The following is a 22,554-nucleotide window of genomic DNA, read 5'->3' as shown; positions in this document are numbered from 1 at the left end:
TGCGGCGTGTCATCCATCTTCCGGTTGCGTCTCCGCCCCGGCCGGGGTGGAGGGCGCGCTTTCGTTCAACCCGCGGCGAAAACCTGCGGTCCAGGCGACCGCGCCGATCAGCAGCAGGGGGCTGATGAGCAGAGTCGCGGGCAATTTCCCGGGGGCGAGCCGCACGACGCGGCCGGTGATGTAGCTTAGCCGCCTCAGCACCACGGCAGGGGCCATCACCGCCATCCGTCCAAGGCGGGCCTGCCGCTCGGTCAGCAACAGGCGCAGCCGCCCGCGGGAATGGCCGAAGGCGTGGTGATGACGGATCATGGCCGGGATCGTCCGACGGCCGGCATGGCGGATCGCCATGCGCGGTTCGAAGCGGATCGCATCGGGGAAAAGCGCGGTGGCGCGCTGGCAGAAATCCACGTCCTCGCCGGTCGGCAGGCCCTCGCGGTGCCGGAAGCCGCCGAGCCGGTCGAAATCCTCGGCGCGAAGGGCGAAATTGCACGATGGCGCCATGTGCAGAACGCCGGGTTTGCGCTCCCGCGGCAGGTCGGCGAACTGGAGCAGGTTGTCGGCGCGGGCCACGGGGTGGAGCGGAGCGAGATCCGCGACCGGTCCGGTGGCGATCAGGGCCCCGCCGTCGAGCGTGCGGACGGCCGCTGTGAGCCAGCCGGGATCGACCCGGCAATCGGCATCGATGAAGGCCAGGATCTCGCCGCGGGCGTGGTGCGCCCCGAGGTTGCGGGCGGCGCCGGGCAGGTGGCCGGTTCCCTCGCGGACGGGCCATGCACCATGCGCCAGCGCCGTGTCGCGGATCGCGTCGTCGGCCCAGGCGTCGACGACGATCACCTCGAACGCGTGGGGAAAGTCCTGCGCCGTAAAATCCTGCAGCAGCCGCGCAAGGCCGTCCGCGCCGCCCTTGCAGGGGATCACGACCGAGACGACGGGACCGCTCATCGCGTCCCTCCCTCGGAGGTGCGGGTGGCGCGCAGGATCAGCACCATCAGCGCCAGCGCGGCGAGGCATTCGGTGGCGAAGGTGGTCCATGCCGCCCCGAGCGCGCCGAAGCGTGGGATCACCATTGCGTTGGTGCCTGCGTTGACGAGGGCGGTCAGCATGAGGATGCGAAGGCCGCTGCGTTCCCTGTGGAGCGCTCCGGCGAGGTGCAGGCTGGCCAGTCCGAGGAACAGGGGCACGGTGGCGAGCGCCAGCACGGAGAAGATGTCCGCGCCCGACCGGTAGGTCTCGCCCCAGACGGTCACCACGATCGGCTCGGCGAAGGCGATGCTGACCAGCGCCAGCACGGCACCGGCGAGGCTGACGCCTGCCAGAAGGCGCCGCACCACGCGCGCGAGGCCGGCGTGGTCGCCCGTCGCCGCCATCGCCGCGGCAATCGGCACGAAGACCATCATCAGCGGCCGGATCAGCGTGCGGGTGACCTCGAGCAGGCGGTAGGAGGTCTCGTATTCCGCCACCGCCGCCGGGGTGCTCATGGCGTAGATCATCAGCACGTCGATCTTCGCCTGGATCAGAAGCACGATCTCGATTGCGAGGAAGGGGGCCGAAAGCAGCAGCACGGGCCGCAGCGCGTCGAAGTTCCAGACGAGGTCCGGCCGGCCAAGGCGCGCGCGGGTCACCCGGATCGCGACCGCGACCATCAGCGCGTTGGCGCAGCAATAGAGCGCGAGGACTGCCGGCAACGACCACCCGAGGAACACCGCGCAGGAGGAAAGCGCGATCAGCAGCGGTCCGATGGCTCCGATGACCAGGCGCAGGCCGGCCCACCGCAGGCCGACGAAGACGGCGGAGAAGGAGAAGAAGAGGTTGCCGAGCAGCATGTAGCCGGTCGTCAGCGCGCAGATCGCCAGCAGATCCGGCGCCACGAGCGCCACGATGCCGTTGATCCCGACCCAGAGCCCTGCGATGGCGACCAGTCGCAAGGGCAGCACCTTGCCCAGCATCTCCAGCGCGCCCTCGGGGTTCTGGGCGACGGAGCGGTTCAACGCCCGGTCGGTGCCGAGATGGCTGACGGTCGCGGCGATGGCGGCGATCACGCCGCAGAAAAAGAACTGACCCATCAGGGCGATGTCGAAATGCCGGGCGAGCACCACGGCGCCGACCAGCCCGGGCAGTTTCTGCACCAGTTGCGACAGCACCGACAGCACGAGGTCGCGCTCCCAGCCGGTGATCCGCGCGATCAGCGAGGCGCTTGGCGCGGGGCGGGGTTGCCCTGTCCGGATCTCAGTTGGCTGCGACACGGGCGAGCCTCCAGTAGGCGGCCAGCAGGCGGGAGAAGGCGTCCGTCGCGGCTGTGAGCAGGCGGCTCTTGAAAAGCCCCTGCGCCAGCGGCAGCGGACTGCCGGCAAGCACCTCGCTGTCGCGCAGCTTGCGCCGGGCCTGCATGCTGCGCCGCATCTGCCGAACCTCGCGCCCATGGGTGAACATCCAGGCCCAGCCGCGCGCCCAGAGCGGCAGCCACCCCCGCATCAGCGCCAGCACCAGCGTCGCGAGTTCATAAAGCAACAGCGCCGGGGCGATCACGAGGATCGTGCGCCAGTGGAAGCAGATCGCGATGGTCAGCAGCCGATTGCGCATCGAGAGATAGGCGCGCTGGCGCGGGTAGTTCCCGGTGCCGCGGAACGACAGGCCGGCATAGCCGCTGCCGCGGTCGTGGATGACGACGGCCCGCGAGGCACAGACGATCCGGTGACCGAGCAGGCGCATCCGGAGGCCGAACTCCAGATCCTCGAAATAGAAGAAGAAGGTCTCGTTGAAGCCGCCGGCGTCGAGCGCGGAGGCGCGATCCACGAGCAGGCAGGCGCTGATGATCCCGCCGACGTCCCGCGGCGGGCCGCCCGCATCCGGCGCCGCGTTGGCATTGCGCAGGATCAGCGTGCCGACGAAATGCGGCGCCGCGCCGTCGCATTGCACGGTGTTGGTGCCGGGCGCAAAGACAAGGCGGGGGCAGACGATCTCGGCCCCGGTGTCGGCATGGGCCTGCAGAAGGGTCTCCATCGCGCCCTCGGTCAGCCGGGTATCGGCATCGGCCAGCAGCACGAGCCGGCCGCGCGCCGCCTCGAGCCCGCGATTGCGCGCCACCGCAGGGCCGGGATTGTCGTTCAGCCGGATGAGCCGGGTCTCGGGGAAGGCCGCCAGAACGGCATCGGCGCTGCCGTCCTGCGAGCCGTTGTCGATGAGGATGATCTCCTCGACCATGCCGCCATGACGACGGATCGACTCCACGCAGCGCAACAGGCGCTTTCCGCCGTTGTAGTTCACGACGACTGCACTCAGCATCGGTGGCGCTTCGCGCCGCACAGCTTCCATCCGGTCTTCCCGTGGCCTTCTGCTCCCGGCAAGCCTAGCAGAATTGGACGCCGCGCAAGCCTCGGCATACCGGAACCACCGCTTTTTTTCGCAGGTGTCCCAAGGGTGCACCTGCGCTGCTCGGCGGCTGCACAAACTCAGGGCGGGTTCGGAGGTTGCGCGTGCCGGCGCGCCGCGTCACGATCCGGGCGGGTTCACGGCCAGGTCGGGCGCGCCGGACGCGGGCAGGGCGCAGCCTGCCATGCCGGCAAGGTTCTGCGCGGTCTGGTCGGCTGCCGCCCGCACGGCACGGTCGATCAGCACGGATGGATCCTCGATGGCCGAGTCGATCCGCTCGCCAAGCTCCGCGAACCGGTCCTGGGTCGTTTCGAGGCGGGCGTCCAGCGCCTCGAGCCGCGCGTTCAATGCTGCGACCCGCTCTGAAGATGCCTCGCCGGCCTGTGTCGTGACCGCTGCGAGATCGGCGCGCAAGGCGCGAAGCTCCTCCGTCATCTCGCCGACCCCGTCGCGCAGCGGCGCAACCGAGGCGAGATTGCCCGTGAGCCGTTCGGTCACGTCCTCCACCGTGCCGGCCAGCCGGAGCCCGAGAAACAGGCAGAGCGCCACGAGGATCAGCGTCGCGTTCAGCATCGCCAGCAGCAGGTCGCTCAGGGTGCGGCGCAGCCGCGACGGGGAGGAGGGCATGGAACGGGCCTTTCAAGATGCGAACGTTGCCCGAAGCCTAGCGCGCGGGCCGGCCCGGTGGGAGTGCAAATCCCTTCCCGACCGGCTTTGCCCGCGCGAATGCCGCACGGCGCAATCCCGCGGAGTGGTAAGGTTTTTTCGCTGCCGGGGCTTGAACTCGACCGCCGCAATGTCCGACTCTGTCGCATATCTTTCATTCGACATGCCTTCCGGGCGCAGCTAAGTCAGCAAGCCAGCGGAAGAGCAGAAACGTCAGCGACATGACGAAGAGGAGTTGACCATGCGTATTGCAGTTCTCGGCGGTGACGGTTTCTGTGGCTGGCCAACCTCACTGCACCTGTCGAACCTCGGGCATGACGTGCACATCGTGGACAACCTGTCCCGCCGCTGGATCGATACCGAACTGGGCGTGCAGTCGCTGACCCCGATGGATTCCATCCAGGAACGCTGCCGGATCTGGAAACAGGTGTCCGGAAACGAGATCCATTTTCACCTGCTCGACCTCGCCAAGGAATATCAGCGCTTGCGCCTCTGGCTGGAGGAATACCGCCCCGACGCGATCATTCACTTCGCCGAACAGCGCGCCGCGCCCTATTCGATGAAGTCCGACCGCCACAAGGTCTACACCGTCGACAACAACGTCAGCGCCACGCACAACCTGCTGACCGCGCTGGTGGAAACCGAGATCGACGCGCATCTCGTGCACCTCGGCACCATGGGCGTCTACGGCTATTCCAGCGTCGGCGCGGCGATCCCGGAGGGCTATCTCGACGTCGAAATCGAGAACCTCGAGGGCGAGAAGAAGGGTCTCGAGATCCTCTATCCGACGCGTCCCGGCTCGGTCTATCACATGACCAAGTCGCTCGATCAGATCCTGTTCCAGTTCTACGCCCAGAACGACGGGCTGCGTATCACCGACCTGCACCAGGGCATCGTCTGGGGCACCAACACCGACCAGACCTCGCGCCACGAGCAGCTGATCAACCGCTTCGACTACGATGGCGACTACGGCACCGTGCTCAACCGCTTCCTGATCCAGGCGGCGATCAAGTACCCGCTGACCGTCCACGGCACCGGCGGTCAGACCCGGGCCTTCATCCACATCCAGGATACCGTGCGCTGCGTCGAGCTTGCCCTGAGCGATGCGCCGGAGCGCGGCGACCGGGTCAAGATCTTCAACCAGATGACCGAGACCCACCGGGTCCGCGACCTGGCCGAGATGGTGGCCAAGCTGACCGGCTCCGAGATCGCCTTCCTGCCCAACCCGCGCAAGGAAGCCGCCGAGAACGACCTGATCGTGAAGAACGACAGCTTCCTCGCGCTCGGCCTCGATCCGATCCGGCTGGAGAGCGGCCTGCTCGACGAGATCGTGCATATCGCCGAGAAATACGCCCACCGGATCGACCGCAAGCACGTACCGGCGGTTTCGGCCTGGACCAAGGATATCGCCCGACGCGTCGTTCACGACCCGGAGGCCGTGCACCTGAAATCCGTTTCCTGATCTCCCATGATCGAAGGACTGCAGGCAGACCGGCCGGCGGCGAGCCGCCTTGCCTACGTGACGCTGGTCACCAATGCCGATTATGCCCTGGGGGCAAAGGCGCTGCTGCGCTCGATCAGCCTCACCGGCACCGACGCGGACAGTGTCGTCCTGCACACCGGCGGGGTGGCGGGGGAGGATCTTGCGCCGCTCAGGGCGCTTGGCGCGCGCCTGGTTCAGGTGGACCTGCTGCCCACGTCCACCAGCTTCAACGAGGCCCATGCCCGTGACAGGCTGCACGGGTTGGCGCCCTTCACCAAGGGCGGCAAGCCGAGGTTCCATACGCCGCTGGACAATTTCGCCAAGCTCAGGCTCTGGCAACTGGTGGAATACGAGCGGGTCGTCTTCATCGACGCCGATGCGCTGATGCTGAAGAATTGCGACCGGCTGTTCCATTACCCGGAGTTCAGTGCCGCGCCGAACGTTTACGAGAGCCTCGCGGATTTCCACCGGATGAACTCCGGCGTCTTCACCGCCCGGCCCTCCGTCGCGACATTCGACATGATGCTGGCCGAACTCGATACCCCCGGCGCCTTCTGGCGCCGCACGGACCAGACCTTCCTGCAGCATTTCTTCCCCGACTGGCACGGGTTGCCGGTGTTCGACAACATGCTGCAGTACGTCTGGTTCAACATGCCGGAGCTGTGGAGCTGGCCCGCGATCCACATCCTGCACTACCAGTACGAGAAGCCCTGGCAGGACGACCATCCCAAGGCCGAGAAGCTGGCGCCGCTGATCGCGCTCTGGGAGGCGTTCGCCGGCGACGGCCCGGTGCCGGTTATCGCCTCGTTGCCGGGCCCGCAGGGGTGAGGCTCGCCATCACCGGCGGCACAGGGCTCGTCGGGCGCTTCCTGGTGGAGGAGGCGCTGTCGGCCGGAGACAGCGTGACGATCCTCTCCCGCCATGCCCCGCCGCCCGGTCTCTTCAGTGCCGAGGTCGCGCATCAACCCTACGAGCTCACCGGCTCCGTGCCGGACCTCTCCGGCTGCGACGCGCTGCTTCATGCCGCATTCAGCCATGTGCCCGGCCGCTACCGCGGCGGCGAGGGCGACGACAGCGAGGGCTTCCTGCGCGCCAACCTGCAGGGCTCGCTCCGGCTCTTTGCCACGGCGCGTCGGGCCGGCCTGTCGCGGCTCCTCTTTCTCTCCAGCCGCGCGGCCTATGGCGAAGGCTGGCCTCCGGGCGCCCGGCTGGTCGAGACCATGGCTCCACGGCCCGGCACGCTCTACGGCAAGGTCAAGCTGGAGGCCGAGCAGGCGCTCGCCGCGATGGCGACGCCGGAGTTCGGCACCGCAAGCCTGCGGGTCACCGGCGTCTACGGCCCCGCCGGACCGGGCCGGACGCACAAGTGGGCGGAGCTGTTCGAGGGCTTCGCCGGGGGCGAGCCGGTCACGCCTCGCGCGGCGACCGAGGTGCATGGCGCGGACCTCGCCGCTGCGATCCGGCTCCTGCTGACCACAGACCGCGACAGCCTTGGCGACGGCGGGCTGTTCAACATCTCCGACATCCTGCTCGACCGCCAAGACCTGCTGGCCGAGGTCGCCCGGATCACCGGAGCCACCAGCCCGCTTCCCGAGCGTTCGGACGCGGCCAGGGTCAACGTCATGGACACTGCGAAGATCGAGGCGCTGGGGTGGCGCCCCGGCGGGATGGACCGGCTCCGGGCGGCCCTGCCGGGGATGATCGCCGGATAGCGACCACGCCCGACTTTCTGGTCGAATTACCCAAGGCCCTTATTCGATGTTCCGCCGTGATCAGGACCGGATGAAGGCCTCGAAGGTTTCGGCATAGTCGGGATGCCACCGCGACAGGGCAGGGCGGTTCTCGATGATGTCGCCGATCGCCCAGGCCATGCGCTTCTGGTCCAGTTCCCGCGTCACGTCGTTGTCCGGGCATAGGATGTAGAAATCCCGCGCCTTGAGCCGTTCGATGAAGAAGGCCGCGAGCTCTTCCGGCGTCCAGGCGCCGGCCGGCTTCTCGGTGCGGCCACGCGAGTTCAACTCGGTGAAGACGAAGCCGGGGATCAGCAGATGTGCCGACAGCCGGGCGCCGTCGGTGTTTCGCAACTCGTGGGCCAGCGCCTCGGTATAGGCTTTCACCCCGGCCTTCGCGACGTTGTAGGCCGGATCGCCGGGCGGGGTGGTGATGCCTTGCTTGGAGCCGGTGTTGACGATCATTCCGGGCCGGCCGCGTTCGATCATGCGCGGTCCGAAGGCGCGGGTGCCGTTGATCACGCCCCAGAGGTTGGTGTCCAGCACGGCCTCCCATGCCTCCACCGGGCCGAACATCGCGCTGCCGGGCTGGATCCCGGCGTTGTTCACCAGGATGTCGGTGCCGCCGAAGCGCTCCGCCACTGCCTGCTCCAGTGCCGCCAGGGATTGCGGGTCCGCGACGTCGGCAACCTGCGCCATGGCGTCCTGCGCGCCTGCGGCCTTGAGCGCCGCCTCGATGCCGGTGAGCCTGTCCGCACGGTTGTCGGCCACCACGACGCGCATCCCGAGGGCGGCGAACTCGAGGGCGATTGCCCGCCCGATGCCTGCCGCGCCGCCGGTGATCACCGCAACGGACTCGGAGTTGAGAACGGAATCGACCATGGCTTGTCCTCCTCTTGCCGGTCGGCGGGAGCCTAGTCCCGCGGTCCCACAGGGAAAAGGGCGAAACCGCCCGCGTCAGGCCGCGCAGGGCTCCAGCCACTCGCGCGTCACCTGACGCACCGCCGCGCTCAGAGGCGCCAGAGCGGCCCGCGCCACCCGGCTGGTCTGCCAGTGGAGCGGCGTTTCGAGCGGCAGGTCTGGGTCGAGCGCAACGAGCTTGCCGGCCGCGATCAGCGGGCGCGCCAATGGCTCCGGATTCATCCCCCAGCCGATCCCGAGCAGCGCCGCGTCGACAAAGGCCTGGCTTGCCGGCAGGAAATGCGTGGGCGGCATGATCCCGTCCCCGGCCTTCATGGAGATCCACCGCGCCTGCAGCGCATCCTTGCGGTCGAAGGTCAGCGCCGGCGCTTCGGCCAACGCCTCCGGCGTGACGCCCTGCGGGAAATGGGCGGACATGAAATCCGGGCTCGCCGTGGCGAGGTAGCGCAGCGCGCCGAGGGGATGGCTGTCGCACCCCTGGATCGGCGCGGCATGGGCAGTGACTGCCGCCACGACCTCGCCGCGCCGAAGCCAATCCGCGGAATGGTCCTGGTCATCGAGGATCAGATCAAAGAGCAGACCGGGGTCGGCCGCCTGCGCCGTGGCGAGCGCGGCGGGAAACCACGTTGCAAGGCTGTCGGCATTGACGGCGATGCGGATCGTCTGCCGAGACGCCGGCGTGCCGCCACCGAGATCGCGCTCCAGCGCATGTTCCAGCATCGCGACCTCCTCCGCATGCCGGAACAGCCGCATCCCCGCCTCGGTGCCGGTGCAGGGCTGCCCCCGGCGGATCAGCACCGCCCCCTGCCGCTCTTCCAGCGCCCGGATCCGTTGCGATATTGCCGACGGCGTCACCCCGAGCACCGCTGCGGCACGGTCGAAGCTGCCGGTTCGGATCACCTCTGCCAGCGCGGCGAGTTGTGCTGTGTCGAGCGTAAGCAATTCTAATCTGGCTCCAGAAGGTTGAATTTGGATTATCCCCGCCGAACCGATAGACGCAAGCCGTTGACGCAAACGGGCAGGAAACGGGCATGGACGCATTCATTCAGGGATTTGGCCTCGGCTTCGGGCTGATCCTGGCCATCGGCGCCCAGAACGCCTTCGTGCTGCGGCAGGGGCTGCGTCAAGAGCATGTGCTGCCGGTGGTTCTTGCCTGTGCGCTGTCGGACGCGGTGCTGATCACGATCGGCGTCTTTGCCTTTGGCGCGATCTCGACGCTGGCGCCGGCACTGGTTCCGGCGATGCGATGGGGCGGCGCGGCCTTCCTGCTGGCCTACGGCGCGCTCAGCTTCCGGAACGCCTGGCGGGGCGGGGAGGTGCTGGAGCCCGGCGGCGCGGGGGTGCGGGCGCTCGGGCCGGTTCTGGCCACCTGCCTCGCGCTCACTTGGCTCAACCCGCATGTCTATCTCGATACGGTGGTGCTGATCGGGTCGGTCTCATCTACCTTCGGGGAGGCGCGCCCGGCCTTTGCAGCCGGGGCTGTCGCGGCTTCGTTCACGTTCTTCTTCTCCCTCGGCTACGGGGCGCGTCTGTTGCAGCCCGTCTTCGCCCGGCCGCAAAGCTGGCGCCTGCTGGACGTTCTGATCGGCTGCGTGATGTGGAGCATCGCGGTGGGCCTGATCCGGGGTTGAAACACCGGCCGAGGGCTGCGCTTTCCGCCTTGTGCCGCTCCGCCGGATCGGGTCTGGTCGCCGCCATGTCCGTCGCTCCCGCCATGCCCGATCAACGCCCGCTGGTCGCCGTCCTCTGGATGGTGGTCACCGGGCTGTGCTTCGTCGGGGTGCAGGCGACGGTAAAGTATATCGGACCGCGCGTGCCGGCTGCCGAGGCGGCGTTCCTGCGCTACCTGCTCGGCCTTGTCTTTCTCCTGCCGATGCTTCCGGCGCTGCGGCGCGCCAGGATCAGCCGACGCGCCTGGGGGCTCTTTGCGTTTCGCGGGCTGGTGCAGGCCGTGGCGGTGATCTGCTGGTTCTACGCCATGACACGGATCACGCTCGCCGAGGTCACGGCGATGAACTACCTCAACCCGATCTACATCACGCTCGGAGCGGCGGTGTTTCTGGGCGAGCCGCTGGCGGCGCGGAGACTGGCTGCGATCGGCGTGGCCTTTCTCGGCGCGCTGGTCATCCTCCGGCCGGGGCTGAGGCCGCTGGATCCGGGGCATTTCGCAATGATCGTCACCGCGCTCTGCTTCGCCGCCTCCTACCTCATCGCCAAGCGCATGACCGGCGAGGTCGGCCCGACGGTGGTCGTCGCGATGCTTTCGATCATGGTGACGATCGCTCTGGTGCCATTTGCCGCCGCCGTCTGGGTTACGCCGAGCTGGGGCGACCTCGGCTGGCTGATGATCGTCGCGGCCTTCGCCACGGGGGGGCATTACGCGATGACGCTGGCCTTTCAGGCGGCGCCGATGGCGGTGAGCCAGCCGGTCACCTTCCTGCAGCTGATCTGGGCCACGCTGCTCGGGGCCGTCGCCTTTGGCGAGGCGCTGGACGGATGGGTCGTTCTCGGGGGCGGGCTGATCATGGCCTCGGTGAGCTTCATCGCCTACCGGGAGGCGCGCCTTAGAATGCGCGCAACGCCGCCGTCGACCGAAGGCTGAGCCGCCTGGCCGGGGTCAGTTGGTCTTGCGGCGGGGCATGAAGGGCAGGGGGAGCACGGGAATGCCGTCCTCGATCAGCCCCTTCGCGTCTTTCGCATTCGCCTCGCCGTGGATCGAGCGCCGCGGGGTCTCGCCGAGATGCATCGCACGGGCTTCGCGCGCGAAATCGCTGCCGACGTAATCTGAATTCGCCTCGATCTTCTGGCGCAGTTCGGCCAGCGCCTGCTCCGCCGGAGAGCCGGGCGACGCCAGCGGGCGCTCTGCCGGCGGGGTGGCCTCGGGCGCGGGATCGGCCTCGCGCGGTTTGGCGGGCTTGCTCTCCGCCGTCTGGACGCTGGGGGCCATGATCGCCTTCTCGACAGAGGTCGAGCCGCACACGGCGCAGGAGACCAGGCGGGAGGTCCGCAGGGTCTCGAACGCGTCGGCCGAGGCGAACCAGCTATCGAACCGGTGCTTCTCGCCACATATGAGGCTGTATCTGATCATGCCCTTCAGATGTAATCCGTTGTGCGGCAACTGCAAAGGGGGCGCGCGCTGTCCGATAGGCCGCCTGCCCGTAATCGTGGCAGGGCGCACGGTCCGGGATGCGCGATGCGCGCGCGATTGGCAATCCGGGCGGGCCGAGGCTACGTATTCATCGACAAGGCTCCTTGCAGCACAGGTCGTCTGCGAAGGGGGGCAGAATGGGAAGGGCGCGGGGTGCAGCGGGACGGACCGGTCTTCATCGGCTCGGAGATCTACCGGGGATCGAGCTACGGCCACTGGCATCCGCTTCGGGTGCCGCGGGTTTCCACGGTGATGGACCTGACGCGGGCATTGGGCTGGCTCGGACCGGCGAATTACCTGGCCTCTCCGCGAGCAAAGCCAGGGGCGCTTTCGGTCTGGCACGCGCCGGACTACGTCGCGGCGCTGGAGCGGGTCGAAGCGACGCAGCTCGGGACGGAGGAGGACAGAGAGCGGTTCGGGCTCGGCACGCATTCGAACCCGATCTATCCGGAGGTCTATCGTCGCCCGGCCACGGCCGCGGGTGGCTCGCTGCTGGCCGGCGAATTGCTGGTAGATGGCGGGGTCGTCTATCATCCCGCTGGTGGCACCCATCACGGTCTGCCCGGCCGGGCGAACGGGTTCTGCTATCTCAACGACCCGGTCCTCGGCATCCTGTCGCTGCGGCGGATGGGCGTTCGGCGCATCGTTTATGTCGACATCGACGCGCACCATCCCGACGGTGTGGAACTCGCCTTCGACGGCGATCCCGAGATCCTGATGATCTCGGTTCACGAGGAACGGCGCTGGCCCTTCACCGGCCACCTGGGCGACAGGGCGGGAGGCGCAGCGGTGAACCTTCCAGTGCCGAAGGGGCTCAACGACAGCGAGATGGCGTTGGTACGCGAGGCGCTGATTCTGCCGCTGGTCGCACGGTTTGCACCCGAGGCAATCGTCCTGCAATGCGGCGCGGATGCGGTGGAGGAAGACCCGCTCTCGCGGCTTACGCTGTCGAACAACGCCCATTGGGAGATCGTGGCGGCGCTGCGCCCGCTGGCGCCGCGCTACCTCGTGCTCGGCGGCGGCGGCTACAACCCATGGTCGGTGGGCAGGCTGTGGACGGGCGTCTGGGCGGTGCTGAACGGGATCGAGATCCCGGATCGCCTTGAACCGGAGGGCGAGGCGGTGCTGCGCGCGCTCCGCTGGGAGGGCAACAGCCGGGGCAAGGCGCCGCCCGACCACTGGTTCACGACCCTGCGCGACGCCCCGCGCCCTGGGCCGGTTCGGGATGAACTCAAAGAGCGGTTGGCCGTCCTGCTGCGGCGCGAAGGCCTAGGCTGACCCCTCAGGTTCGCCGGTCGAACTTCGTGCTGAGATGGATCAGCGACTCGGTCGCCCGAACGCCCTGGAAGGCTCCGATCCGGTCGAGCGCCTGGTCGAGTTCCTCGGTCGTTTCGGCGACCAGCTGCAGCACCATGTCGGCGCGGCCGGTTGTGGAATGGCAGCTCTCGATCTCCGAGAGCGCGCGGAGGCGCGACAGCACCGACGCGGTCGCGCGTGGCTCGATCTGCAGCAGCACCGTGGCCCGGATCCGCCGGCGCTCCACCGGTTCGCCGAGCCGGATCGTGTAGCCGGCAATCACGCCGGAGCCTTCCAGCCGTTCGATCCGGGCCTGAACGGTGGAACGGGCGACGCCGAGGTTGCGCGCCAGTTCGGCGGTGCTGGTGGAGCTGTCGGCGGAGAGCGCCGCGATCAGCTTGCGATCCAGGGTGTCCATGCAATCTGCCCTCCTGTTTCGTCAGATTGTATCGAACTGAACGTCATTTCAATCAAGATGACTGAACAGAACGACGGATTCCTGAGTGACACTGAAGTTGGCGGGAGTTTGTTCCGCCGCAACAGGAAACGCGCATGGTGCCGTGCTCGATACCAGGGAGCAGGCGGCGGACACCGTGCCGGCAGAGCAGGAAAACGCGCACATGTATCCGGCCCGACAGATCTGGTCCGACCCGGCGGAGTTCATCCGCTCCCACGACGGCGCCCGCCCGGTGCTGTTCTTCGCCCCCTCGGTGCTCCAGGACACGGCGCGCCGGTTCCAGCGGGGATTTCCCGGAAGGGTCACCTACGCGGTGAAGGCCAACCCCGACAGGGCGGTGCTGGAGAACCTCTGGACGGCCGGCCTGCGCGGTTTCGATGTCGCCTCGGTGCCGGAGATCGAACTGCTCCGCGAGATCGCGCCGGACGCGGCGCTGCACTATAACAACCCCGTCCGGTCGCGGGGCGAGATCGCCCGTGCGACGGAGTTGGGCGTCCGGTCCTTCAGCGTGGACAGCCATAGCGAACTGGAAAAGCTCCTTGCCCTGGTTCCGGCGAGCACGGAGGTTTCGGTGCGCATCCGCCTGCCGGTCAAGGGCGCGGCCTATGATTTTGGCTCCAAGTTCGGCGCAGATGCCGAGCTTGCCCGAGACCTTCTGCGCCGTGTAGCCGCTGGCGGCCTGATACCCTCGCTGACGTTCCATCCCGGCACGCAATGCACCGACGCGGCGGCCTGGGAGGTCTACATCCGGGCCTCTGCCGCGGTGGCGCGCGCGGCCGGCGTGCGGCTGTCCCGGCTCAACGTCGGCGGTGGCTTTCCCGCTCACCGGGAGGCCGCATCGCCGCCCGACCTCGAGGCGATCTTCGCTCGCATCGCACAGGCCACCCGCGAAGCCTTTGGCGCCGCGCCCCCTGCGCTGGTCTGCGAACCGGGGCGCGGGATCGTGGCCGGCAGCCAGTCGCTCGCGGCGCGGGTGCGCGCGGTGCGTGACGGCGGCGACGTGTTCCTGGACGACGGGGTCTACGGCGGGTTGATGGAATTTCCTCAGATCGGCGCCACCGACCGCTACGAACTGCGCGACCCGGTCGGCAGGCCGCGCATGGGCGCGCGCGTGGAACGGGTGGTCTTCGGTCCGACCTGCGACAGCCTCGACCGGCTGCCGGGCACGCTCCACCTGCCGGGCGACGTCGCCGAGGGCGACGTGCTGATCTTTCACGGCATGGGCGCCTACGCGACGGCGACGCTGACGGGGTTCAACGGGTTTGGCGTTCTCGAGCGGGCAACGGTCCGGTCGCTCTGTGGCTAACCGTTCACACATCGAACACCATTGCGCGTGCAACGTTACCGGGTGCTGGATCGAAACACCCCGCGGGGCCACATTTCTGTTATGCTAAACAACGGAGTGTTCAGGAGTCGCGAGTGATGGTGCGGGTAGGGCAAGCCGATCTCTTCGGCAGGGGGCGCGCATGAAACGTCTCAACAGGCAGTTCGCCGCCTGGGTGCGCCTGCGCCGCGCCAATCGCCATCGCCAGTCCCGTCCGGCGCTGCGGGAACGCGGGCCGGTCACCCACGTGATCGTACTCGATGGCACCATGTCCTCCCTGTCGCCGGGAGACGAGACCAACGCCGGCCTCACGTACAAGCTGCTTGCTTCCGAGGGACCGCGGGCGTCGCTGTCGCTCTACTACGATGCCGGCATCCAGTGGCAGGATTGGGTCAGCACCCATCACGTCGTGCTTGGCTACGGGCTCGACCGAAAGATCCGGCACGCCTACGGCTTTCTCGCCTCGCGCTACCGGCCGGGCGACAGGATCTTCCTGTTCGGCTATTCCCGCGGCGCCTTTGCCGCGCGCTCGCTGGCCGGTGCCATCGACCGGCTTGGCTTGCTGGAAGCCCGTCATGCCACGGTTCGGAACGTGCGGCAGCTCTGGCGGCATTACGAATGCGCCCCCGAAAGTGTTGCCGCCGCGGATTTCAGCCGCCTGCATTGCCACTGCGACGTGCCGATCGAGATGATCGGGGTCTGGGACACGGTCAAGGCGCTCGGCGTCCGCCTGCCGCTGGTCTGGCGTCTGAACGAACCGACCCACGCTTTCCACAACCACGCGCTCGGGCGTCACGTCAAACGCGGCTGCCATGCGCTGGCGCATGACGAGAACCGGCTGGCCTTTGCGCCGGAGCTCTGGGAGACGCATGGCGGCAACGGCGGGATCGTGGAACAGAGGTGGTTTCCGGGCTCGCATGGCGATGTCGGCGGACAGCTCGGCGGCTTTTCCGAGGCCCGGCCCCGGGCCAACGTGCCGCTGGTCTGGATGCTGGAACATGCGGAAGCCGCGGGGCTGATGCTGCCCGATGGCTGGCGCGAGCTCTTTCCTCAGAACATCGCGGCGCCGTCGGTCGGCACATGGCGCGGCTGGGCCAAGCTGTTCCTGATGCGCGGACGTCGGCGGATCGGGATGGACCCGTCAGAGACCTTTCATCCGGCGATTGACCGCCAGGCGGACCTCGCCGCGCTGGCGACCGGGTAGCGCGGGCCTCAGCTGCGGAGCCGTCGGGCGTTCGTGCTGGCCTGGATGCTGAGCGGGCTGACAGCGAGGCGGGCGACGGTCGCGGGATCCTTGCCGAGGCTCACCGCCATCCCGGCTTCCTGCGCCGCCTGGGCAAACGCCACGGGTTTTTCGATGAACATGCGGGCGATTTCTGCCTGGGTCATGGTGCCGGTCATCATCTGAACGCTGCGCAGCCAGATGACCTCGCCGGCTGAGAGCCACATCTGGCCATAGGCCGTCGCGGCGTCCTGCCAGTTGCGGCCGTTTTGTAGAACGGTCTGAAATCCAAACATCGAAGCACCCCGTGAACCCAAAAGGAAAATTGGCAGGATTTGTAACCTGCCAATGCCCTATGCGCATAGGTGCCTTGCAAAATTTACCAGGGCTGCGGCGCGAGAACCACAGCGGAGCGGCGGCGCGAGCCGTCCGCCTCCGCGTCCCGGTTCAGGCGACGTCCTCGAGGTGCAACTCCGGCGTCACCCCAAGCGCGCGGCAGATGTCCTGCGTCAGGTGCGGCTTGTTCAGGGTGTAGAAATGGAGGTGATCGACGCCGCCCTCGAGAAGGTTGGAGCAAAGCTCGGTCGCAACGGCGATGGAGAGGATCTCCTCGCGGCCGTCGCGAACGGCGGTCTCGAAAGCCTCGTCCAGCCAGGCCGGCACGGTGGCACCGCAGCGCAGGGCGAAGCGGCGGGCGGCGGCCCAGTTCTCGATCGGCAGGATGCCGGGCAGGATCGGCGCATCGATGCCGGCCTTGGCGCAGGCATCGCGGAAGCGGAAGAAGGTCTCCGCCTCGAAGAAGAACTGCGTGATCGCGGCGTCTGCGCCGGCGTCGATCTTGCGCTTGAGCCATTCCACATCGGCGGTATCGCTGGCGGCCTCGGGGTGGCGGTCGGGGTAGGCGCCGACCCGGATCGTGAAGTCGCCGGTCTGTTTCAGCGCGGAGATCAGCTCGCAGGTGTCGCGGAAGCCCTCGGGATGCGGCTCGAACCGCGCAGCCCCTTTCGGCGGGTCGCCGCGGAGCGCGACGATGTCGCGGACGCCGGCCTCGGCATAGCTGCGGGCGATCTCCAGCGTTTCCTCGCGGGTGGCGTCGACGCAGGTCAGGTGGGCGGCGACGCGCAGGTCGCTGGTGTGGTGGATCGCCGAGACGGCCTCGTGCGTCAGGCGACGGGTGGTGCCGCCGGCGCCGTAGGTGACCGAAACGAACTCGGGGTTGAGCGGCGCCAGCGCCTGGACCGTGTCGTGCAGGCGGAACGAAGCCTCGACCGAGCGCGGCGGGAAGAATTCGAAGGAGACTTTCGGGGCGGGCATGGCGGTTTCGGGTCCTCTTGTGTCGCCCGTTGGAATTGCATATCGCTCCGGATGAAGCAATTTCATAATTCTCACAAAGGTTATGAATACGGCATGCATATCGAACTTCGCCATCTGCGCACGATCAAGGCGATCCACGAAGCCGGCGGGCTGGCCCGCGCGGCCGAGATCCTCAACATGACACAGTCGGCTCTGAGCCATCAGGTCAAGGGGCTGGAGGAGCAGGCGGGGATGGAGCTCTTCGTGCGCCGCTCCAAACCGCTCAAGCTGTCGGCGGCCGGCATCCGGATGCTGCGCGCGGCGGAGCGGATCCTGCCGGAGGTGTCAGCGCTGGAGGAGGAGTTCCGCGGCCTGCGCGCCGGCAAGTCAGGCCGGCTGCACATCGCCATAGAGTGCCACGCGTGTTTCGAGTGGCTCTTCCCGGTTCTGGAGGAGTTCCGCAAGGCCTGGCCGGACGTGGATGTCGACATTCGTCCCGGGCTCGCCTTCGACGCGCTTCCGGCGCTGTGGAAGGAGGAGGTGGACGTGGTGATTTCCTCCGACCCGGAGGAGATCGACGGCGTCACCTTCAACCCGCTCTTCGACTATTCGCCGGTTTTCGTCGCCTCGTCGCGACATCCGCTGGCGGAGAAACCCTTTGTCGAGGCGGAAGATTTCCGGAACGAGCTGCTGATCACCTATCCGGTGGAGCGCACGAAGCTCGACGTCTTCAGCCAGGTGCTGATGCCGGCCAAGGTCGAGCCACGAGCGGTGCGGCAGGTAGAACTGACCGCGGTGATATTGCTTCTGGTGGCCTCCAACCGGGGCGTCGCGGTCCTGCCGGACTGGGTGGTGCGGGAAGTGCGCTACAATTCCGACTACGTGACGCGCCCGATAACCGAACAGGGGATCTCGCGCCGGCTCTTTGCGGCGACGCGGAGCGAGGAAGTGTCGAAACCGTTCATGGCGCATTTCCTGCGGTTGGCCCGAACGATCCCGGTCAAGTTGCAGCGCGAGGGGTGAGCGGCGCACGCCTCCGCTCGGGCGACGGCGCGGGCGGCTGGTACGGGAGCCTCCGGCGGGGATATCTGACGACAGAAGAACGAGCGGGCTGTGCGCCTTGCCCATTGCCAACGGGTCGGGCGTCGGAATGCTGTATTCTGGCCTTGGAATCGGGGCACCTGCATCGTATAGCGCCCCCTTGAACATCAGGAGCCGGGTCGATGCAGGGCAGCGCCAATCTCAACGTCATGATCAAGGCCGCGCGCAAGGCCGGCCGGTCTCTGGTCAAGGATTTCCGCGAGGTGGAGAATCTCCAGGTCGGGTCCAAGGGGCCGGGCGACTTCGTCACGAGAGCCGACATGGCCGCCGAGACCATCATCCGGGACGAGCTCCTGGGCGCGCGGCCGCAATACGGCTGGGTTGGCGAGGAGACCGGCGAGGTTGCCGGGACCGACCCGACGCGGCGCTGGATCGTCGACCCGCTGGACGGCACCACGAACTTCCTGCACGGGCTGCCGCACTGGGCCGTGTCGATCGCGCTGGAGCACAAGGGCGAGATCGTCTCGGGCGTGGTCTTCGATGCCGCCAAGGACGAGATGTTCGTGGCAGAGAAGGGCGCAGGCGCCTGGATGAACGACATGCGCATCCGGGTCTCCGGCCGGCGTTCGCTGAATGATTCGATCTTTGCGACCGGCGTGCCTTTCGGTGCCAAGCGGACGCTTCCGGCGACGATGCAGGATCTTGCGCGCCTTATGCCGCAATGTGCCGGGGTGCGCCGCTGGGGAGCCGCTTCGCTCGACCTCGCTTACGTGGCCGCGGGCCGGTACGACGGCTATTGGGAGCGGGAAATCAACGCGTACGACATCGCCGCGGGGATCGTGATCGTGCGCGAGGCCGGCGGTTTCGTCGAGCCGCTGCGCGAGGGGGGTGACATTTTCGCCGATCGGGCCGTGATCGCGGCCAATGGCGACGTGTTCACCAAGTTCGCCGAAACGCTTCGGAGCCGCGAAGGCGCCTGAATCGCGACACAATTCGCATCTAGTGTCGTGAACATGATGAAAAGCGACACACATATCCAACGCCTTGGGCGGTTCTTCGGGGAAGAAGACGGCGCCGTGACCACTGACTGGGTCATGCTTACGGCGTTGGTGATCGGCCTCGCACTTGCGACGCATACCGTGTGGCGCAGCAGTGCCGGCGAGATATCCAACGACATCGCGTCCACGGCCTCGGATTACCAGATCAAGACCAGCTTCGACTGACAAACGCACCCGTCAGCGGTGTTTGCGACGCACGACCGGCACACCCGGCGCGGTGATCGGCCGGGCAGGGTGCGGCGGCAGCCCGTGGGTGCGGTTCCAGAAATCGCGCCCGCCGCGTCTGAGCCAGAGCGGGACAGCGAAGGCTGCGCCGATTGCGAAGCCGCCCGCGTGGGCCCAGTAGGCCACGCCGCCCATGTCGGGATCCGACCCGGCGGCGCCGATCACCTGCATTCCGAACCACAGCACCAGCATAAGCCAGGCCGGGACCGTGATGATGCGGAAGATGATGATGATGATGATCAGGATGTCGATCCGCGCCCGGGGGAACATCAGAAGGTAGCCCCCCATCACCCCGGCAATCGCACCCGAGGCGCCGACCGTCGGCACGGTGGAGCCTTGTGAGAGCGCGACATGCACGATCCCGGCAGCGACGCCGCTTGCGAGATAGAAGAGCAGGAAGCCGATGTGACCCATCTCGTCTTCGAGGTTGTCCCCGAATATCCAGAGAAACAGCATGTTTCCGGCGATGTGCCAGAAGCCGCCATGAAGAAACATCGAGGTGACGAAGCTATGCGGCTGCGGCCATGCCGGGATCAGCGCGTAATCGACGTAAAACCGCATCAGCGCCGGAGGGTTGCTGAAAAGGTGCCAGTAGGACAGGAAAACGGCGATGTTCACTGCGATCAGCGCCATCGTGACATAGGGCGTTCGGCCCGAGGGGTTGTGGTCGCGGATCGGGAACATGGGCGGAGGCTAGCGTCACCGGGGCGGCGGTCAAGGGCTGCCTCGCTCCGGCGGCTGACACAGCCGTGACTTGACCCGTTGGGTCGACTGGGCAGACTGAAGGTATGTCACGCACCCTCGCAACCGCCCTCATCCTCTGTGCTTCCATGGCCGGGGCATCCGAGCAGGTGGGGTGCGCGCCTGTGCAGGTCGACGAGACGCGCCGGCTTGCGCTGATGGAGGCGGTGCGGGAAGCGCCGAACGCCGAGGAGGCGCAGCGTCTCACCAACGGGTTGTGGGAGATCTGGGCCGACGCGCCGGACGACCATGCGCAGGAACTGCTCGATGAAGGCATCGATCGGCGGGCGGTGTTCGATCTGGACAAGGCGCTCGCCGCGTTCGACGCGCTGATCGCCTATTGCCCGGAATATGCCGAAGGCTACAACCAGCGCGCCTTCGTGCTGTTCATCCGGCAGGATTATGCGCCGGCGCTGGTCGATCTGGACCGTGCGCTCGAGCGCAGCCCGGAGCACCTTGGCGCCCTGACCGGACGGGCGATGGCGCTGATGGCGCTCGGACGCAACGCCGAGGCCATGGACGACCTCGAGGCGGCGCTTGCGCTCAACCCCTGGCTGAAGGAGCGCAGCCTGCTGCCGGTGCTGCGCCAAAGGCTTGGCGAGCAAGACATCTGAACAATGCCGGCGGAGACCTCGCGTAGCCGCTTGCCGAGCGCCCCGCTTCCGCCTATCCCGATGATCCGTGCGGGCGTGGCGGAATGGTAGACGCATGGGACTTAAACTCCCTGGGCCGTATGGCCGTGCCGGTTCAAGTCCGGCCGCCCGCACCAATTTCTTTTATAATATTGATGTATATCATGAAGTTCTGTCGTTGCCGATACTATGTATCCACCCTATAGACCACCCTTCTACGCTTGGTGGATCCTGTCGACCAACTCTGCCACCGCCACCGCCTTGAGGGTGTGGAGGGCTAAGTTGCCACGCCTGAAGAGCAGGATCATGTCACTGATCGCTGAGCCAGGCCATTCCGAGGTAATCCAGGGTCGCACCGCACTGGCAATGCAGGTTCCACCGCGGGCTGACAGGTCTGCCGCGAAACTCATTCCCACAGAATGGGCAGATGCCGCCGGTTCCGCGGGGCACGGAGACCCGGCGATAGGGAACCTTAATCCAGCTTTCTGGCGCCTCGGGGCTGAGAGCGTCGGCTAGGCGGCCTGCACCTAGGACCAAATCAATGGCCTGCTCTGGGCTCGGAAGTTTCTCCTCCCGCCTCAGATGGCACTCGAGGAATCTCCGCACCCGATCCCTGGGTGAGAACAGGCTCTTGCCGCCCACTTGTTCTGGCGTGTGATCCAGCCCCGCCGTCAGTTCATCGATGGCCTCCTGGTGTCGCGCAACCAGGGCATCGATGCGGGCATCGTCGCTTCTCTGTGCCTGGCTGGCCCGGCGCTCGAGGAGTTCTTCACCACGGCGGAACTGGTCGCCCACAACCGGGTCGAGCTCGGCGACGACATCCGCCACTGGATCGATGTCGTCCAGATCGATGCCACACTCGTTCGAGGCAATCATAGTCATGAAGCTCTCGTAGATGTCGGCACCCTCACGAAGCCCTGGTATGTCGGCGACCTCCAAGGGTTCGTCGCCTTCATCGGCCTTAATGAGCTCCTGCTCAGCCGACAGGGTGAATGATCCGTCAGTGAGTCTTTCGAGATAGAAAAGCCAGCGCCACTCGTAGTCCGCGAAGTTGCTATCCCATCGTTCAAAGATTGCCTTCTTCATGGCCATCACTCCTCTTCGCGACAGGCTACGCCGCATCGACCCTCAGGATCTCGTGATGCCTCAGCGGCAGCGAGATGCGCCCGGGTTGACGGACGCGGCGTTCTGCCAGGCGTGCAGCACCTTGCAGCGTCGGCAGATCCGTTCTCCGAAACCCTCGCTCCAGAACAACGCAGTGCATCGCAGGCATCGCCGTTCTTGCGCTACGTCTCCCAAGGCCCTCGCGGTCTCGATGTCCGGCGCTGCACTTCCCGCGATGGCCCTGTCCGCCATCAAATCTGTCCCACGACGTCGCGGCTGTGCGATCGCGACAGTTTTTCCGGTCTTGAGGGCATGCCTTCGTTTTCGGCTGCCGGGATCGACGCATCGTCCCGCGTCTTTTGGGTGGTCGTCTTCGACGCCGGCGCATTCAAGCTGTGATCAGGCGTGCCATGCCCTGAGTAGAGATGTCTCAGATGCGCCTCAGAGACTCCATCAGCCTTCATCACGAGACGCACCATCGGATCTGCCAGCATTTCCTCGAGAAAGAAGTCGGACAACGCCTTGCCCGACAGCTTGTCCCTGGCGCGTGCGTGGTCCAGGTCGGCAAGCGAAACGGTCAGAGTCCGCGCAAGTCCGGGATGCGAGCTCCGCGGATGAAGCTTTACCATTACGTTAGCTTTCCAGGCCGCGGGATCCTTTTGATCCGGGGGCGAAACCAACTCCGTTTCGATCTCGTACTCTCCCGCCGGGAGAGTCTCGGCAAAGCTTGGAACTACGAACGGTCTGGATGAACTTGCCCCCATTTGACCGGACACCTACGCGGTTTCGGTTTGGGCCCTTATGAACTCGCGGGGCGAGCGCCATTTCAGGCCGGAGTGTGGGT

The 22,554-nt window shown here is 67.1% G+C and carries 25 protein-coding genes and 1 tRNA gene; 13 read left to right on the top strand and 13 right to left on the bottom strand.

Annotation, left to right across the window (positions count from 1 at the left end; all coding sequences use genetic code 11):
• Window positions 1-9: 9 nt before the first annotated feature.
• The 4 genes from CHB86_RS21260 to CHB86_RS21245 all read right to left on the bottom strand — a co-directional run bounded on the left by CHB86_RS21260 (window position 10) and on the right by CHB86_RS21245 (window position 3,996).
• Entirely contained in the window at window positions 10-942 is a 933-nt protein-coding gene (locus tag CHB86_RS21260; RefSeq protein WP_176442969.1) for a glycosyltransferase family 2 protein, read from the bottom strand.
• On the bottom strand, window positions 939-2,243 hold the full coding sequence (locus CHB86_RS21255; RefSeq protein ID WP_176442968.1) for an oligosaccharide flippase family protein: 1,305 nt from the start codon (window positions 2,241-2,243) through the stop codon (window positions 939-941). Before CHB86_RS21255 ends, CHB86_RS21260 begins: the two co-directional genes overlap by 4 nt.
• Window positions 2,227-3,282 carry a glycosyltransferase family 2 protein gene (locus tag CHB86_RS21250; RefSeq protein ID WP_176442967.1) on the bottom strand — a complete coding sequence of 352 codons (1,056 nt, stop codon included), beginning with the start codon at window positions 3,280-3,282 and terminating at the stop codon, window positions 2,227-2,229. Before CHB86_RS21250 ends, CHB86_RS21255 begins: the two co-directional genes overlap by 17 nt.
• Before the next feature lie 207 nt (window positions 3,283-3,489).
• Entirely contained in the window at window positions 3,490-3,996 is a 507-nt protein-coding gene (locus CHB86_RS21245) for a hypothetical protein (RefSeq protein ID WP_089235130.1), read from the bottom strand.
• 280 nt (window positions 3,997-4,276) lie between these two features.
• On the opposite strand from CHB86_RS21245, the gene CHB86_RS21240 reads away from it, so the two are divergent.
• From CHB86_RS21240 to CHB86_RS21230, 3 genes are read left to right on the top strand one after another with little or no spacing between them, the layout of a single operon-like run.
• Window positions 4,277-5,497, top strand: a complete 1,221-nt coding sequence (locus CHB86_RS21240; RefSeq protein ID WP_089235129.1) for an NAD-dependent epimerase/dehydratase family protein — start codon at window positions 4,277-4,279, stop codon at window positions 5,495-5,497.
• Between the two features lie 6 nt (window positions 5,498-5,503).
• Window positions 5,504-6,346, top strand: coding sequence for a glycosyltransferase (locus CHB86_RS21235; RefSeq protein ID WP_089235128.1), 843 nt, complete (start codon window positions 5,504-5,506; stop codon window positions 6,344-6,346).
• Window positions 6,343-7,230: an NAD-dependent epimerase/dehydratase family protein gene (locus CHB86_RS21230; protein ID WP_089235127.1), complete on the top strand. Its 888-nt coding sequence runs from the start codon at window positions 6,343-6,345 to the stop codon at window positions 7,228-7,230. Before CHB86_RS21235 ends, CHB86_RS21230 begins: the two co-directional genes overlap by 4 nt.
• Window positions 7,231-7,290: 60 nt before the next feature.
• Here CHB86_RS21230 and CHB86_RS21225 read toward each other — a convergent pair whose 3' ends face one another.
• Together CHB86_RS21225 and CHB86_RS21220 are read right to left on the bottom strand one after the other, a co-directional pair.
• Entirely contained in the window at window positions 7,291-8,130 is an 840-nt protein-coding gene (locus tag CHB86_RS21225; protein WP_089235126.1) for an SDR family NAD(P)-dependent oxidoreductase, read from the bottom strand.
• A 75-nt stretch (window positions 8,131-8,205) separates the two neighbouring features.
• Entirely contained in the window at window positions 8,206-9,111 is a 906-nt protein-coding gene (locus CHB86_RS21220) for a LysR family transcriptional regulator ArgP (protein ID WP_245838264.1), read from the bottom strand.
• Window positions 9,112-9,200: 89 nt separating this feature from the next.
• Between CHB86_RS21220 and CHB86_RS21215 the strand changes: the two genes are divergently transcribed.
• Both CHB86_RS21215 and CHB86_RS21210 read left to right on the top strand, forming a co-directional pair.
• Window positions 9,201-9,800 carry a LysE/ArgO family amino acid transporter gene (locus CHB86_RS21215; RefSeq protein ID WP_089235124.1) on the top strand — a complete coding sequence of 200 codons (600 nt, stop codon included), beginning with the start codon at window positions 9,201-9,203 and terminating at the stop codon, window positions 9,798-9,800.
• Window positions 9,801-9,865: 65 nt separating this feature from the next.
• The gene (locus tag CHB86_RS21210) at window positions 9,866-10,771 is read left to right on the top strand and encodes a DMT family transporter (protein ID WP_245838262.1); all 906 of its coding nucleotides are present in this window, start codon (window positions 9,866-9,868) and stop codon (window positions 10,769-10,771) included.
• A gap of 15 nt (window positions 10,772-10,786) precedes the next feature.
• Here the strand turns inward: CHB86_RS21210 and CHB86_RS21205 are convergent, their stop codons facing one another.
• Window positions 10,787-11,257 carry a DUF1178 family protein gene (locus CHB86_RS21205; RefSeq protein ID WP_089235123.1) on the bottom strand — a complete coding sequence of 157 codons (471 nt, stop codon included), beginning with the start codon at window positions 11,255-11,257 and terminating at the stop codon, window positions 10,787-10,789.
• Window positions 11,258-11,470: 213 nt separating this feature from the next.
• Between CHB86_RS21205 and CHB86_RS21200 the strand changes: the two genes are divergently transcribed.
• The gene (locus CHB86_RS21200) at window positions 11,471-12,595 is read left to right on the top strand and encodes an acetoin utilization protein AcuC (protein ID WP_245838261.1); all 1,125 of its coding nucleotides are present in this window, start codon (window positions 11,471-11,473) and stop codon (window positions 12,593-12,595) included.
• A 4-nt stretch (window positions 12,596-12,599) separates the two neighbouring features.
• On the opposite strand, the gene CHB86_RS21195 is transcribed toward CHB86_RS21200, so the two are convergent.
• Window positions 12,600-13,031, bottom strand: coding sequence for an Lrp/AsnC family transcriptional regulator (locus CHB86_RS21195; protein ID WP_089235121.1), 432 nt, complete (start codon window positions 13,029-13,031; stop codon window positions 12,600-12,602).
• Window positions 13,032-13,233: 202 nt separating this feature from the next.
• Here CHB86_RS21195 and CHB86_RS21190 point away from each other — a divergent pair, with 202 nt between their 5' ends.
• Together CHB86_RS21190 and CHB86_RS21185 are read left to right on the top strand one after the other, a co-directional pair.
• Entirely contained in the window at window positions 13,234-14,376 is a 1,143-nt protein-coding gene (locus tag CHB86_RS21190; RefSeq protein ID WP_089235277.1) for a type III PLP-dependent enzyme, read from the top strand.
• 160 nt (window positions 14,377-14,536) lie between these two features.
• Window positions 14,537-15,598, top strand: coding sequence for a DUF2235 domain-containing protein (locus CHB86_RS21185; protein ID WP_089235120.1), 1,062 nt, complete (start codon window positions 14,537-14,539; stop codon window positions 15,596-15,598).
• A gap of 8 nt (window positions 15,599-15,606) precedes the next feature.
• On the opposite strand, the gene CHB86_RS21180 is transcribed toward CHB86_RS21185, so the two are convergent.
• Entirely contained in the window at window positions 15,607-15,912 is a 306-nt protein-coding gene (locus CHB86_RS21180; RefSeq protein WP_141134950.1) for a hypothetical protein, read from the bottom strand.
• A gap of 151 nt (window positions 15,913-16,063) precedes the next feature.
• Entirely contained in the window at window positions 16,064-16,930 is an 867-nt protein-coding gene (metF, locus tag CHB86_RS21175; protein WP_089235118.1) for a methylenetetrahydrofolate reductase [NAD(P)H], read from the bottom strand.
• A 93-nt stretch (window positions 16,931-17,023) separates the two neighbouring features.
• On the opposite strand from metF, the gene CHB86_RS21170 reads away from it, so the two are divergent.
• The 3 genes from CHB86_RS21170 to CHB86_RS21160 all read left to right on the top strand — a co-directional run bounded on the left by CHB86_RS21170 (window position 17,024) and on the right by CHB86_RS21160 (window position 19,173).
• Entirely contained in the window at window positions 17,024-17,932 is a 909-nt protein-coding gene (locus tag CHB86_RS21170) for a LysR family transcriptional regulator (protein ID WP_089235117.1), read from the top strand.
• Window positions 17,933-18,132: 200 nt separating this feature from the next.
• A complete protein-coding gene (locus tag CHB86_RS21165; protein WP_089235116.1) occupies window positions 18,133-18,930 on the top strand; it encodes an inositol monophosphatase family protein in 798 nt (265 codons plus the stop codon).
• A 96-nt stretch (window positions 18,931-19,026) separates the two neighbouring features.
• Window positions 19,027-19,173, top strand: a complete 147-nt coding sequence (locus tag CHB86_RS21160; RefSeq protein WP_245838258.1) for a hypothetical protein — start codon at window positions 19,027-19,029, stop codon at window positions 19,171-19,173.
• A 12-nt stretch (window positions 19,174-19,185) separates the two neighbouring features.
• On the opposite strand, the gene CHB86_RS21155 is transcribed toward CHB86_RS21160, so the two are convergent.
• Window positions 19,186-19,917 carry a rhomboid family intramembrane serine protease gene (locus CHB86_RS21155; RefSeq protein ID WP_089235114.1) on the bottom strand — a complete coding sequence of 244 codons (732 nt, stop codon included), beginning with the start codon at window positions 19,915-19,917 and terminating at the stop codon, window positions 19,186-19,188.
• A gap of 104 nt (window positions 19,918-20,021) precedes the next feature.
• Here CHB86_RS21155 and CHB86_RS21150 point away from each other — a divergent pair, with 104 nt between their 5' ends.
• Window positions 20,022-20,588, top strand: coding sequence for a tetratricopeptide repeat protein (locus CHB86_RS21150; protein WP_089235113.1), 567 nt, complete (start codon window positions 20,022-20,024; stop codon window positions 20,586-20,588).
• A 69-nt stretch (window positions 20,589-20,657) separates the two neighbouring features.
• Window positions 20,658-20,743: transfer RNA gene (locus CHB86_RS21145), tRNA-Leu, on the top strand.
• A 172-nt stretch (window positions 20,744-20,915) separates the two neighbouring features.
• Here the strand turns inward: CHB86_RS21145 and CHB86_RS21140 are convergent.
• Complete coding sequence (locus CHB86_RS21140; protein ID WP_141134948.1) at window positions 20,916-21,692, bottom strand: hypothetical protein; 777 nt, start codon at window positions 21,690-21,692, stop codon at window positions 20,916-20,918.
• A gap of 269 nt (window positions 21,693-21,961) precedes the next feature.
• Window positions 21,962-22,339 carry a hypothetical protein gene (locus tag CHB86_RS21135; protein WP_245838254.1) on the bottom strand — a complete coding sequence of 126 codons (378 nt, stop codon included), beginning with the start codon at window positions 22,337-22,339 and terminating at the stop codon, window positions 21,962-21,964.
• Between the last annotated feature and the right edge of the window lie 215 nt (window positions 22,340-22,554).

Source organism: Tropicimonas sediminicola (genome assembly GCF_900188335.1).
GTDB classification, from domain to species: domain Bacteria; phylum Pseudomonadota; class Alphaproteobacteria; order Rhodobacterales; family Rhodobacteraceae; genus Tropicimonas; species Tropicimonas sediminicola.
The sequence above is the reverse complement of the archived record's forward strand: the minus strand, read 5'-3'. Positions and strand labels throughout refer to the sequence as shown.

What these genes read in the sequence shown, in the direction of transcription:
- CHB86_RS21250 (WP_176442967.1), bottom strand. Translation starts at nt 3,282, where the DNA reads ATGCTGAGTGCAGTCGTCGTGAACTACAACGGCGGAAAGCGCCTGTTG.
- CHB86_RS21225 (WP_089235126.1), bottom strand. Translation starts at nt 8,130, where the DNA reads ATGGTCGATTCCGTTCTCAACTCCGAGTCCGTTGCGGTGATCACCGGC.
- CHB86_RS21155 (WP_089235114.1), bottom strand. Translation starts at nt 19,917, where the DNA reads ATGTTCCCGATCCGCGACCACAACCCCTCGGGCCGAACGCCCTATGTC.
- CHB86_RS21215 (WP_089235124.1), top strand. Translation starts at nt 9,201, where the DNA reads ATGGACGCATTCATTCAGGGATTTGGCCTCGGCTTCGGGCTGATCCTG.
- CHB86_RS21240 (WP_089235129.1), top strand. Translation starts at nt 4,277, where the DNA reads ATGCGTATTGCAGTTCTCGGCGGTGACGGTTTCTGTGGCTGGCCAACC.
- CHB86_RS21235 (WP_089235128.1), top strand. Translation starts at nt 5,504, where the DNA reads ATGATCGAAGGACTGCAGGCAGACCGGCCGGCGGCGAGCCGCCTTGCC.
- CHB86_RS21190 (WP_089235277.1), top strand. Translation starts at nt 13,234, where the DNA reads ATGTATCCGGCCCGACAGATCTGGTCCGACCCGGCGGAGTTCATCCGC.
- CHB86_RS21165 (WP_089235116.1), top strand. Translation starts at nt 18,133, where the DNA reads ATGCAGGGCAGCGCCAATCTCAACGTCATGATCAAGGCCGCGCGCAAG.
- CHB86_RS21185 (WP_089235120.1), top strand. Translation starts at nt 14,537, where the DNA reads ATGAAACGTCTCAACAGGCAGTTCGCCGCCTGGGTGCGCCTGCGCCGC.
- CHB86_RS21170 (WP_089235117.1), top strand. Translation starts at nt 17,024, where the DNA reads ATGCATATCGAACTTCGCCATCTGCGCACGATCAAGGCGATCCACGAA.
- CHB86_RS21210 (WP_245838262.1), top strand. Translation starts at nt 9,866, where the DNA reads ATGTCCGTCGCTCCCGCCATGCCCGATCAACGCCCGCTGGTCGCCGTC.
- metF (WP_089235118.1), bottom strand. Translation starts at nt 16,930, where the DNA reads ATGCCCGCCCCGAAAGTCTCCTTCGAATTCTTCCCGCCGCGCTCGGTC.
- CHB86_RS21245 (WP_089235130.1), bottom strand. Translation starts at nt 3,996, where the DNA reads ATGCCCTCCTCCCCGTCGCGGCTGCGCCGCACCCTGAGCGACCTGCTG.
- CHB86_RS21180 (WP_141134950.1), bottom strand. Translation starts at nt 15,912, where the DNA reads ATGTTTGGATTTCAGACCGTTCTACAAAACGGCCGCAACTGGCAGGAC.
- CHB86_RS21135 (WP_245838254.1), bottom strand. Translation starts at nt 22,339, where the DNA reads ATGGTAAAGCTTCATCCGCGGAGCTCGCATCCCGGACTTGCGCGGACT.
- CHB86_RS21150 (WP_089235113.1), top strand. Translation starts at nt 20,022, where the DNA reads ATGTCACGCACCCTCGCAACCGCCCTCATCCTCTGTGCTTCCATGGCC.
- CHB86_RS21205 (WP_089235123.1), bottom strand. Translation starts at nt 11,257, where the DNA reads ATGATCAGATACAGCCTCATATGTGGCGAGAAGCACCGGTTCGATAGC.
- CHB86_RS21140 (WP_141134948.1), bottom strand. Translation starts at nt 21,692, where the DNA reads ATGAAGAAGGCAATCTTTGAACGATGGGATAGCAACTTCGCGGACTAC.
- CHB86_RS21260 (WP_176442969.1), bottom strand. Translation starts at nt 942, where the DNA reads ATGAGCGGTCCCGTCGTCTCGGTCGTGATCCCCTGCAAGGGCGGCGCG.
- CHB86_RS21195 (WP_089235121.1), bottom strand. Translation starts at nt 13,031, where the DNA reads ATGGACACCCTGGATCGCAAGCTGATCGCGGCGCTCTCCGCCGACAGC.